At 44.4% G+C, this 12778-nt stretch carries 8 protein-coding genes; 7 read left to right on the top strand and 1 reads right to left on the bottom strand.

All coding sequences use genetic code 11. The features are described 5' to 3' along the window. Window positions 1–89 precede the first annotated feature (89 nt). Window positions 90–2189, bottom strand: a complete 2100-nt coding sequence (locus I872_RS09350; RefSeq protein ID WP_015605848.1) for a GH92 family glycosyl hydrolase — start codon at window positions 2187–2189, stop codon at window positions 90–92. A 169-nt stretch (window positions 2190–2358) separates the two neighbouring features. On the opposite strand from I872_RS09350, the gene I872_RS09345 reads away from it, so the two are divergent. From I872_RS09345 to I872_RS09315, 7 genes are all read left to right on the top strand, one after another. Continuing rightward, window positions 2359–3660: a glycoside hydrolase family 125 protein gene (locus I872_RS09345; protein WP_015605847.1), complete on the top strand. Its 1302-nt coding sequence runs from the start codon at window positions 2359–2361 to the stop codon at window positions 3658–3660. A gap of 10 nt (window positions 3661–3670) precedes the next feature. Beyond that, window positions 3671–6310: an alpha-mannosidase gene (locus tag I872_RS09340; protein WP_015605846.1), complete on the top strand. Its 2640-nt coding sequence runs from the start codon at window positions 3671–3673 to the stop codon at window positions 6308–6310. A 94-nt stretch (window positions 6311–6404) separates the two neighbouring features. Further along, window positions 6405–7283: an ROK family protein gene (locus tag I872_RS09335; protein WP_015605845.1), complete on the top strand. Its 879-nt coding sequence runs from the start codon at window positions 6405–6407 to the stop codon at window positions 7281–7283. Beyond that, entirely contained in the window at window positions 7268–9151 is a 1884-nt protein-coding gene (locus tag I872_RS09330) for a family 20 glycosylhydrolase (protein WP_015605844.1), read from the top strand. Before I872_RS09335 ends, I872_RS09330 begins: the two co-directional genes overlap by 16 nt. Window positions 9152–9316: 165 nt before the next feature. Further along, complete coding sequence (locus I872_RS09325) at window positions 9317–10237, top strand: ABC transporter permease (RefSeq protein WP_015605843.1); 921 nt, start codon at window positions 9317–9319, stop codon at window positions 10235–10237. A gap of 12 nt (window positions 10238–10249) precedes the next feature. Further along, window positions 10250–11182, top strand: a complete 933-nt coding sequence (locus I872_RS09320) for a carbohydrate ABC transporter permease (RefSeq protein WP_015605842.1) — start codon at window positions 10250–10252, stop codon at window positions 11180–11182. A gap of 82 nt (window positions 11183–11264) precedes the next feature. Continuing rightward, the gene (locus tag I872_RS09315; protein ID WP_015605841.1) at window positions 11265–12746 is read left to right on the top strand and encodes an ABC transporter substrate-binding protein; all 1482 of its coding nucleotides are present in this window, start codon (window positions 11265–11267) and stop codon (window positions 12744–12746) included. The last annotated feature ends 32 nt before the right edge of the window (window positions 12747–12778 follow it).

Below are 12778 nucleotides of genomic sequence, written 5' to 3'. Positions count from 1 at the left end.
AGACGCCCACTCCAACCACTGCGTCTTGCTCGAAAATCCAAAGAAAATTGAGAGGCTAGGACTTTTGTCCTAGCCTCCTTTTGCTGTTTTTATGATTGTGTAGAGGATGAATTTGGCAACCAAGACAGGTAGAAGTCCAGTCTGTCAGAAGCCAGTAAGTCCTCATGGGAAATTCGCTGCTGGCTTCGTCCGTCTAATTCTGCCTTTTTCACAAACTGGAAGTGGGGATAGTTATCATGAGCGTAAATATCAAGCCATTTTTGACTTTGTGGCAGGTAGAGACGCAGATGGTCAAAGAGAGGAATACCTAAGTCATAGTGAGGCTTGCCAGGACAGGTCGGATAGAGCCCCAAGACGCTCCAGATATACCAAGCAGAGAGGCTGCCATTGTCTTCGTCACCAGGGAAAGCCTGCCAACTAGCCTGAAAAGCCTCTTCTCTCAAGCTTTTGATTAGGAGACTAGTATATTCTGGCTTGGCACTATAGCGGAAAAGATAAGGGATATGAAAACTAGGTTGATTGGAAATGGCTAGCTGGCCAAAGTGGGCATTCGCCATCTCGCTCATTTCATGAATTTCGTAGCCGTAGCCTCTGACATCAAAATAAGGCTGATCCTGACAGAGCCTAGTCAGATAATCGGTAAAGGCTGCCTCACCGCCCATGAGCTCTTTTAAGCCTTCGATATCATGGAAGACGCTGAGCGTATTTTGAATAGCAGAGCATTCTGCGTAATCTCGTCCCCAGCTGTAAGGAGAAAAGTTGGCTCGGAATTGTCCTTGTCGGTCTTTGGCCCGCATATAGCCCGTTTCTGAGTCAAAAAGGTTTTGGTAATGGCGTGCCTGCTGGCCGTATCGCTGGGCTACTTGTTCCTCGTGGAGTTTGCTGGCTAGGCTGGAAATGCAAAAGTCGCTGTAACTATAGTCTAGCGTGTGGCTGACGCTTTCATGATAATCTGTTGGCAGGTAGCCCAAGGCTCGGTAGTCGCTAGCCCCGTATCGGCCGTAACGTTTGGAAGGATCTTCTTTCTCGGCTGTGTCTAGCATGGCTTGGAACAATTCCTGTTCTAGATCGGGAATAAGATGTTTCGCAGCGGCATCCGCAATAACACCGTCAATCAAGGTGCCTGGCATCATGCCCCGTTCATCAGGAGCTAGCCACTTGGGTAGATAGCCCGTTTCTTTGTAGAAATTCAGAAATCCTTCTAGAAAGTCATGATAGATGTCTGGTGCAATAAGAGCTAGTAGAGGAAAATTGGTACGAAAACCATCCCAAAAACCGATATTAGTATAGAATTTGCCAGACTGGACAGTTTGATGGGTAAAGTCCCAATGAATTTCTTGTCCTTTAGGAGTTATTTCATAAAAGGTCTGAGGAAAGAGGAAGAGGCGGTAAAGAGTCTGGTCGAATATGCGGCGGTCAACTTTCTCCTGCTCCACAACATCAAATCGGTGGAGATAGCTTTCCCAGGCTTGTTTGGTTTGCTCTTTCACCCTATCAAAGTCAGCTTGGGGCAGATTCGTCACGGCTTGTTCTTCCGAGATAAAGGACGTTGCTAGGACGAATTGTAGTTGTCCCTGCTCAAAGTCTAGAACCAAGTCCTCTCCAAGGGCATGACTGGCTTGAATGGGCTGGTCAAAGCGCAGGCAGACATGCATGGTCAGAGCTTGCTTGGCTGGATTGGTTTCTTCTTTCAAACTGCCTATAAGCGTGTAGGCGTCCAGCATATGAAAATGAGTCTGAGCCTCGCTGTGCAGGATAAGGCTGATAGGCTGGGCCAATTGGCTTGTGAGGCGAAAGCAGGCTCCGTAAGTAGTCGGAGTCAGTTCCGTGCGGACTTGATAACGGTTGGAGTGAATTTTTAAATAATGTGGATGAAAAATGCTCTCGTCCGTTCGATATGACGACTGGCGGTGATAGATATCAGGCTTGCTGATCTTTTCGGTGACAGGTGTGAGCAAGAGCCAAGAGAAGTCCCCAATCCAAGGACTGGGCTGGTGGGTCAGACGAATGCCTTGAAAAATGGGCAAGTCTGGTTTAAAGAACCAAGCGCCGTCTGTATGGCTGCTCTGAGGAACAAAATAATTCATGCCGAATGGTGCCCCTGTATAGGGTAGGGTATTGCCGTGGGAAAAGCTATGGGAATTGTCTGTTCCATAGCGGGTATCAATCGTTTCTAGTATTGTTTTCATGGAAAATCTCCTTCAATCCGGCTTGCTTTGTCTTGATTATAACATGAATCAGGAAGCAGCGGACAAGGCAAAAATATATTATCGAAAGGCCTTTAGTTTGTGTATATATTTTAAAAACTGTTTAGCCTATACTAGAGAATGTAAACGAGTATGAAAAAGGAGAATGAATATGGTTTATTCTAAAGAAATTGTTGGGAAATGGTTGGAGTCTATCGCCCAGTTAGCTCAAGATCATCCGACTTGGGTCTCTGTTTTTGAGCGTTGCTATACGGATACCTTGGACAACACGGTCGAAATTTTAGAGGATGGGTCTACTTTTGTGCTGACAGGCGACATTCCAGCCATGTGGCTACGGGATTCGACTGCTCAGCTCAAGCCCTACCTCTTTGTAGCCAAGCAAGATCCAAAAATTCGTCAAACGATTGCTGGCTTGGTCAAACGTCAGATGACGCTAATTCTCAAAGATCCTTATGCCAATGCCTTTAATATCGCTGACAACTGGAAAGGTCACCATGAAACAGACCATACAGAGTTGTCTGGTTGGATTTGGGAACGCAAGTACGAAGTGGACTCTCTCTGCTATCCTCTGCAGCTAGCTTATCTCTTGTGGAAAGAAACTGGGGAAACGAGTCATCTAGACGCTACCTTTGTTGCTGGAGTAAGAGAAATTCTACGAGTTTGGACGATCGAGCAGGATCATAGCCAGTCTTCTTATCGCTTTGTCCGTGATACAGATCGCAAGGAAGATACCTTGGTCAATGATGGCAAAGGACCTGATTTTGCAGTGACAGGCATGACTTGGTCAGCCTTCCGTCCGAGTGATGATGCTTGTATCTACAGCTATCTGGTACCGTCTAATATGTTTGCAACAGTTGTTTTGGGCTATGTGGCAGAAATTTTTGAAAAATTGAACTTAGAGGGTGCTGAGGAGATTGTTCCGCATGCGCAGCGCCTGCAAAAGGAAATCAAGGAAGGAATTGAAAACTACGCCTACACCCAAAATGCCGAGGGTGAAAAGATTTACGCTTTTGAGGTAGACGGTCTGGGGAATGCCAGCATTATGGACGATCCGAATGTACCAAGTCTTTTGGCAGCTCCATATCTAGGCTTTTGCTCCATTGACGACGAAGTCTACCAAGCGACACGCCGCACCATCCTGAGCCCAGAAAATCCTTACTATTATGAGGGTAAATATGCTGCAGGACTTGGTAGCTCGCACACCTTCTACCGCTATATCTGGCCGATTGCTCTATCCATTCAAGGCTTGACTACACACGATAAGGAAGAAAAACGTCGAATTTTGGACTTGCTCGTGGCCTGCGATGGTGGCACAGGTGTCATGCACGAAAGCTTCCATGTGGACGACCCAACCAAATATTCTCGTGAATGGTTCAGCTGGGCCAACATGATGTTCTGCGAACTGGTATTAGATTATTATGATTTAAAATTGAGGTTTAGAATTAATAAATAAAGGAACAAAAATGGAAAATATTACTGTACATATCATTTCTCACAGCCACTGGGATCGCGAATGGTATCTCCCCTTTGAATCCCACCGTATGCAGCTGGTCGAGCTTTTTGACAATCTCTTTGATTTGTTTGAACATGATCCAGAATTCAAAAGCTTCCACCTAGACGGGCAAACCATTGTCTTGGATGATTATCTGGAAATCCGTCCGGAAAATCGCGACAAACTGCAGCGCTATATTGACGAGGGCAAGCTGAAGATCGGGCCTTTCTATATCTTGCAGGATGATTATTTGATTTCTAGCGAAGCCAATGTCCGCAATACCTTGATTGGTCAGCAAGAGTGCAAGAAATGGGGCAAGTCCACTCAGATTGGTTATTTCCCAGATACTTTTGGAAATATGGGACAAGCGCCTCAGCTCTTGCAGCAATCAGGCATTCATATAGCTGCTTTCGGTCGTGGGGTGAAGCCAATCGGCTTTGACAACCAAGTTTTGGAGGACGAGCGATTCACTTCTCAGTATTCTGAAATGTACTGGCAAGGTGCCGATGGCAGTAAAGTCCTAGGCATCCTCTTTGCCAACTGGTACAGCAATGGGAATGAAATCCCAACAGATCCAGAAGAAGCGAAAGTTTTCTGGGAGCAGAAGCTGGCTGACGTGAAGAGCTATGCTTCTACCAATCAATGGCTAATGATGAATGGCTGTGACCACCAGCCAGTTCAGCGCGACCTCAGCCAAGCCATCCGAGTAGCCAATGAGCTTTATCCAGAAATCAACTTTGTCCACAGTTCTTTTGATGACTATATGCAAGCTGTGGAAGCTGCTCTGCCTGAGGAATTGTCTACAGTTCAAGGCGAGTTAACCAGCCAAGAAACGGATGGTTGGTACACTTTGGCTAATACCTCTTCAGCCCGCATTTATCTGAAGCAGGCTTTCCAAGAAAACAGCAATTTGCTAGAGCAGGTGGTTGAGCCGCTGACTGTTATCACAGGCGGTCACAATCACAAAGACCAGCTGACTTATGCTTGGAAGACCCTCTTGCAAAATGCTCCGCACGATAGTATTTGTGGCTGCAGTGTCGACGAAGTTCACCGCGAAATGGAGATCCGCTTCGCCAAGGTCAACCAAGTGGGCGAATTTGTCAAAGGCAACCTGCTGGAAGAATGGAAGCAAGAGCTAGATAGCCGCCAAGCTGAGAGTGACCTGCTCTTCACCGTTGTCAATACTGGGCTCCATGATAAGATTGATACGGTTTCTGTGGATGTGACCTTTGCGACTTGTGATTTCAAGGAAGCACATCCGACAGAAGCCTATCGAAGAATGGCAGAATTGACGATTCCAGACTTGATTGTTAAGGATTTGGATGGTCGTTATGTCGAAGCTAAAATCGAGGATTTGGGAGCTAATTTCCAATATGACCTACCGAAAGACCGCTTTCGTCAGGCCTATATTGCTCGTCAGTTGCGCGTGACCTTGCCGATTCATCTAGCCCCTCTGGCTTGGAAAACTTTCCAATTGCTTCCTGGTGCAAAAGAAGAGCATGAAGGCCTCTACCGCAATGGCGTGATTGACACTCCATTTGTGACTATCAGCTTTGATGAAGACTTGACCGTCTATGATAAGACGACCCACGAAGCCTATGAAGACTTCCTCCGATTTGAAGATCGGGGCGACATTGGAAATGAGTATATTTACTTCCAACCAAAAAATACAGAGCCAATCTATGCAAAACTGGCTGGCGTTAAGGTGTTGGAAAACAATGCCCGCTATACCAAGGTGGAATTAAGCCATGAATTGACCTTGCCAGTAAGCGCAGACGAACTATTGAATCAGGAACAAAAGGGCATCGTTGAGTTTATGAAGCGCTCAGCAGGTCGTTCGTCAGAATTGACAACTATGATCTTGACAACTGAGCTGACAGTCTTTGCGGACAGTCCGCAATTGCGCTTTAAGACTCGCTTTACCAATACCGCTAAGGATCACCGCATCCGTGTTCTCTTCAGGACTCACAATAGCAGTAAAACCAACGATTCAGACAGTATTTACGAAGTGGTTCGTCGCAACAACCAACCAGCTGCCTCATGGGAAAATCCAGAAAATCCACAGCACCAACAAGCCTTCGTCAGTCTTTATGATGACCAAAAAGCAGTCACAGTTGCTAATAAGGGTCTAAATGAATACGAGATTTTAGACGACGATACGATTGCGGTCACTATTCTGCGGGCAACAGGTGAGCTGGGCGACTGGGGCTACTTCCCAACGCCAGAAGCGCAGTGCTTGCGTGATTTCCAAGTCGAATACACAGTAGAATGCCACCAACCACAAGAGCGATTTGCTGCTTACCGTCGGGCCAAAGCCTTTCAAACACCATTGACAGCTCTGCAAATTGCCAAACAAGAAGGAAGTGTTGCGGCAGCTGGACAAGCCTTGGATCACCCTGCTTTGAACCTAGCAGAAATCTGCCCGACAGCCCTGAAAGTGGCTGAAGATGAGTCAGGTATCGTACTTCGTTACTACAATATGACCCAAGAAGAGCAAGAAGTAACAACTGCTTCCCAAACCCTAGTCAACCTTTTGGAAGAAGTGCTTCCAGAAAAGGATGGAACCTTAGGGCCACAGGAAATTCGCACAGAGCTCTTGGAAAAAGATTAAAAAGAGGAGGCTAGGGCAATGGACTAAATATTTAAAAATTTAGTTCCTTGCCCTATTGCCTTGCAAGTTCTAGAAAACAGAGAAAGGAGAAAAGATGCTTATTGCAACAATTGACATAGGCGGTACAGGTATCAAGTTTGCGGCTATGTCCAAAGAAGGAGAGATACGGGAAAAGCAAGAGCTTGCTACACCAGACAATTTAGATGACTTGCTGACTTGGCTGGATTCTTGCCTTTCCAAGCGAGCTTACCAAGGCATTGCCATGAGTGTGCCCGGGGCGGTTGACCGAGAAACAGGAGTCATTGGTGGAATTAGCGCTGTTCCTTATGTTCATGGTTTTTCTTGGTATGATAAGCTGGCGTCTTACGGCTTGCCGGTTCACTTAGAAAATGATGCCAACTGTGTTGGTTTGAGTGAACTTCTGGCCCATCCAGAGCTGGAAAATGCAGCCTGTGTGGTTATCGGCACTGGAATTGGCGGAGCAATGATTATCAATGGCAAGCTCCATCGTGGCCGCCACAGTTTGGGTGGGGAGTTTGGCTATATGACAACCCTATCACCTGCTGAAAAACTCAATAACTGGTCGCAACTTGCCTCAACTGGAAACATGGTGCGTTATGTTATTGAAAAATCTGGCCAAAACGACTGGGATGGACGCAGGATTTACCAAGAAGCTGCGGCAGGAAACACCCTTTGCCAAGAAGCCATCGAGCGGATGAACCGCAATCTTGCACAAGGTTTGCTCAATATCCAGTATCTCATTGATCCAGATGTGATTAGCTTGGGCGGCTCCATCAGTCAAAATCCAGACTTCATCCAAGGTGTCCGCTCAGAGATTGCTTATTATGTCGATCGCTATGAAGAGTATTCGGTGGTGCCAGAAATTTTAGCGTGTACCTATAAGGGGGAAGCCAATCTTTATGGCGCTTTAGTAAACTGGTTACAGGAGGAAGGCCAATGGCCACATTCTTAGGATTATCAAGCAAGCAAGAAAAGGCTCTTGCCCGCTTAGAAAAATATTTGAACTTAGGTGAGATTGAAGTCCGTCTTGTCCCTAACTCGGCTGTCTCGATCAAGGTGGAAGGCTGCCAGGGACGTTATCAAGTCAGCTATCATAAGCCTCATCAGCTCTATCGAGCTTTAGCCCTCTTGTCTGCCGCCCTTAAAGAAGGGCAGGATGAAGTGGAGATCGAGGAAAGAGCGGCTTATGAGGACTTGGCCTATATGGCCGACTGCTCTCGCAACGCCGTCTTGAATCTGAACTCGGCTAAGAAAATGATTGAAGTCTTGACCTTGATGGGGTATTCTACTTTTGAACTTTACATGGAAGATACCTATGAGATCGAAAGCCAGCCCTATTTTGGCTATTTCAGAGGTCGCTACACTGTTGCAGAATTGCAAGAGATTGAGGCCTATGCTGCAGATTTTGATTTGACCTTCGTGCCTTGCATTCAGACCTTGGCCCATCTGTCAGCTTTTGTCAAATGGGGTGTCAAGGAAGTGCAGGAACTTCGAGATGTGGAGGATATTTTACTGATCGGGGAAGAAAAGGTCTATGATCTTATCGAAGGCATGTTTAAGACGATGTCCCAGCTTCGTACACGTAAGATAAATATCGGGATGGACGAAGCCCACTTGGTTGGGCTCGGACGCTATTTGATTCAGCATGGTTTCCAAAATCGCAGTCTTCTCATGTGCCAACACCTTGAGCGCGTGCTGGATATCGCTGATAAGTACGGTTTCCACTGCCAGATGTGGAGCGATATGTTCTTCAAGCTCATGTCAGCAGATGGCCAGTACGACCGTGATGTGGAAATTCCTGAGGAGACCCGCGTTTCTCTGGATCGTCTCAAAGAACGTGTGACCTTGGTTTACTGGGATTACTATCAGGATAGCGAGGAAAAATACAACCGTAACTTCCAAAATCATCACAAAATCAGTCAGGACATTGCCTTTGCTGGCGGTGCTTGGAAGTGGATTGGCTTTACACCGCACAACCATTTCAGTCGCTTGGTAGCTCTCGAAGCCAATAAAGCCTGTCGCCAAAATCATGTTAAGGAAGTGATAGTGACTGGCTGGGGGGATAATGGAGGAGAAACCTCTCAATTCTCAATCCTGCCTGCCCTGCAGATTTGGGCAGAACTGGCCTATCGAAATGATTTAGATAAATTAGCCGAGCATTTCTTAGTTAGCACAGGTCTTGCCTTTGATGATTTTATGAAAGTAGACTTGGCCAATCTCTTGCCAGGCTTGCCAGAAAACCTCAGCGGTATCAATCCAAATCGTTATATCCTCTATCAGGATATTCTATGTCCTTTGCTGGAACGCCATATCCGACCGGAAGAAGACAAGCAGCATTTTGAAGCTGCTGCTCAGTCCTTGCAAGAAGTCAGCCTCAAAGCTGGTGAATATAGCTATCTCTTTGAAACTCAGGCTCAGTTGAATGCGCTCTTGGCCTTGAAGATTGCTGTCACATCTGGCATTCAAAAAGCTTATGGTGCAGGAGACAAGGATCGCTTGGCAGAACTAGCTGAGAAAGAGTTGCCTTTGCTCTATCAAACAGTGGAAGACTTTGCCGAGCAGTTCAGCCATCAATGGCAGCAAGAAAACAAGATTTTCGGTCTGGATACGATTGATATCCGCTTTGGAGGTTTGCTCAAGCGGATCAAACGGGCGCAGGAACGCCTGCAGCAATATACGACTGGTCAGCTTGATTCTGTAGAAGAATTAGAGCAAGAAATCTTGCCTTTCAATGACTTTTATAAGGAGCAAGGTCTGATAGCGACAACAGCCAACCAATGGCACACTATCGCTACAGCGTCAACGATTTACACAACGTAAACACTTTGCTTGATCAAAATTTTCATGCCTCTACTCTACTTTTTTCTGTATATTAGATAAATAATTTGTATAGTTTTTCTATAATTAGGAGTTTAAATGAGAACAAAAAAAGGCATATAATAGAAACATGAAAACGATATCAAAACAATAGAAAGGGAGATTTGAATGAATAAGGTTATCAAAACACTAAAAGAAAACTTTATTTTCTTGCTCATGGTCTTACCAGGAGTTATTTGGTTTGTTTTGTTCTTCTATATACCAGTTTTAGGAAACGTCGTTGCATTTAAGAATTTCAAACTAAGCGGCGAAGGATTCATCCATAGCCTTATGAGCAGTGAATGGGTGGGCTTCAATAACTTCAAGTTCTTGTTTAATTCCAAGGATGCCTATACGATTACACGAAATACCATTCTTTATAATGGCGGTTTCATCATTTTAGGATTGATTTTCTCTGTCGGAATTGCCATTATCTTTAGCGAACTTCGTTCGAAAAAGATGGTGAAGATTTATCAGACAACCATGCTGTTTCCGTATTTCCTTTCTTGGGTTATTATTAGTTTCTTCGTAGATGCTTTCTTGAACCCTGGCAAGGGCTTGCTGAACAATTTACTGCACAATCCGAATATCAACTTTTACACAGTCGTCTCTTTCTGGCCAGCCTTCATCCTTTTCATTGGTATCTGGAAGGGCTTAGGATACAGCAGTATTTTGTACTATGCAAGTATCATGGGAATTGATCCGACTTACTATGAGGCAGCAACGGTCGACGGTGCTACAAAATGGCAGCGTATCCGTCATATCACCTTGCCATCTTTGGCTTCTCTTATCACAGTACTAACCATTCTAGCAGTCGGAAATATCTTCCGCGCGGACTTCGGTTTGTTCTACACTGTTCCGCATGATTCAGGATCGCTCTATAGTGTAACCAACGTTTTGGATACCTATGTCTATCGTGGATTGACCGGTACAGGTGATATCGGGATGGCGTCAGCTGCGGGTCTCTATCAATCAATTGTTGGCTGTATCCTCGTTATCGTCAGCAACCTGATTGTCCGCAGAATTGATAAAGAATCTGCTCTCTTTTAGAAGGAGGAATTTATGAAATCCCCAAAAATTCAAAAAGAGAAAGTCGATAATGTGGGAATTCATTCCTTTAGTAAAAAAGCCGATTTTTTCTTTAACATCTTGATTGCCATCTTCTCGCTTTCCTGTGTTCTGCCTTTCTTCTTTGTCATCATCATCTCGCTGACAGATGAAAGCAGTTTGGTTCATAATGGTTTTGCCTTTTGGCCATCTCAGTTTAGCTGGGCGGGCTATGAATTCTTGCTTAGCCTGAAAGACAAACTCTTGCAGTCACTCTTTGTGACAGTGGTGATTACGGTAGTAGGTACTAGTTTGAATGTCTTTTTCACAACAACTTACGCCTATGCTATCTCACGTCGCAGCTTTAAATTCAAACGCTTCTTTACCTTGTTTGCAATGGCAAGTATGCTATTCCAAGCAGGGATGATCCCTACTTACATCGTTATGACCAACTTGCTTGGTTTAGGAGATACAGTGTGGGCTTTGATTTTGCCGCTACTGCTTAGTCCTTTCAATATCATTCTGATGAGAACCTTCTTCAAGAGAACGATCCCAGAAGCGATTATTGAATCTGCTAAGATTGATGGTGCCAGCGAGACTCGGATTTTCTTCCAAATCTGCTTGCCACTATCTCTTCCAGGTATCGCTACAATCACTCTCTTCACTGCCCTTGCTTATTGGAATGATTGGTTTAACGCCCTACTCTACATTCGCAGTGACAATTTAGTTCCCCTTCAATATTTGCTGATGAAGATTCAGCAAAATATGGACTACTTGTCTAAGAGTGCGGGAGCGAGTGCTCAGCTTGCAGGCTTGACAGGATCTCTCCCTAAAGAGTCTGGTCGTATGGCTATGGTCGTAATTGCAACCTTGCCAATCGCTTGCGTCTATCCATTCTTCCAACGTTACTTTGTTAAGGGATTGACTATCGGAGGCGTCAAAGAATAGCTTGCCCCTTTAGTCTCAGAGTTTTTACTACTAAAAACTCACATCATTAAATTTGTATATAAAAATTAAAAGGAGATTTTCTATGAAAAATTGGAAAAAATATGCCCTAGCTTCTGCTAGCTTCCTAGCTTTCTCAGGACTTCTAGCAGGTTGCGGTAGTCTTACTGGTGACAACCAAAAATCATCAAAAACTGATGATGGTAAGACAGTTATCAAGATGTACCAAATCGGTGACAAACCAGACAATTTGGACAAATTGCTCGAAAATGCTAACAAGATTATCGGCAAAGAAATTGATGCTAAGTTGGATATTGAATACATCGGTTGGGGTGACTACGAACAAAAAATGAACGTTATCACTTCATCAGGTGAAAACTACGACATCGCCTTCGCTCAAAATTATGTCATCAATGCCCAAAAAGGCGCTTATGCTGACTTGACTGAGCTCTACAAAAAAGAAGGTAAAAAACTTTACGATTCTTTAGACCCAGCTTACATCAAAGGAAACACTGTCAACGGTAAAATCTATGCTGTTCCAGTTAATGCCAATGTAACTTCTTCACAAAACTTTGCCTTCAACGGACCACTTCTTGAAAAATATGGTATCAGCGATATTTCAAATATCCATTCTTACCAAGATTTGGAACCAGTTTTGAAAGCTGCTAAAGAAAAAGATCCAAAAGTTGTTCCTTTCGCTATCGGTAAGAACTTTATCCCATCTGACAACTTTGATTATCCTGTAACGAACGGACTTCCTTTCGTTATTGACTTGGAAGGCGATACAACTAAGATTGTAAACCGTTACGAAGTTCCTCGTTTCTTGGATAGCCTCAGAACCATCCATAAGTACTATCAAGCTGGCTATATTCCAAAAGACGTAGCAACTAGCGATACTGCGTATCAATTGTCTGAAGATTCTTGGTTCGTTCGTGAAGAAACAGTAGGACCTGCTGACTATGGTAACAGCTTGCTTTCTCGTGTAGCTAACCGTAAGATCGAAATCAGCCAGCTGACTAAGAACTACAAGAAGAGCCAAACTACTCAAGTAGCGAACTTCGTTATCTCAAACAACTCTAAGAACAAAGAAAAATCAATGGAATTGTTGACTTTGCTTAACACTAATCCTGAATTGCTGAACGGCCTTGTATATGGACCAGAAGGCGAAAACTGGGAAAAAGTTGAAGGTAAAGAAAACCGCGTTCGTACTTTGGAAGGCTACAATGGTAACACCCACATGTCTGGCTGGAACACAGGTAACAACTGGATCCTTTACATCAATGAAAACGTAACAGATCAACAAATCGAAGATTCTAAGAAGATTCTTGCAGAAGCACCAGAATCACCAGCTCTTGGATTTAACTTCAATGTAGACCCAGTTAAAGCAGAAGTATCTAGCATCACTAACACAATGAAAGAATACGATACTGCTATCAACACTGGTACAGTTGATCCTGACGTTGAAATTCCTAAGATGATGGACAAACTGAAATCTGAAGGAGCATACGATAAAGTATTGAAAGAAATGCAAAAACAATACGACGAATTCCTTGCTGCTAAGAAATAAGCAAAATCATAAATCCTCCTCGTCATATTTTG

Source organism: Streptococcus cristatus AS 1.3089 (assembly GCF_000385925.1).
GTDB classification, from domain to species: Bacteria; Bacillota; Bacilli; order Lactobacillales; family Streptococcaceae; genus Streptococcus; species Streptococcus cristatus_B.
The sequence above is the reverse complement of the archived record's forward strand: the minus strand, read 5'-3'. Positions and strand labels throughout refer to the sequence as shown.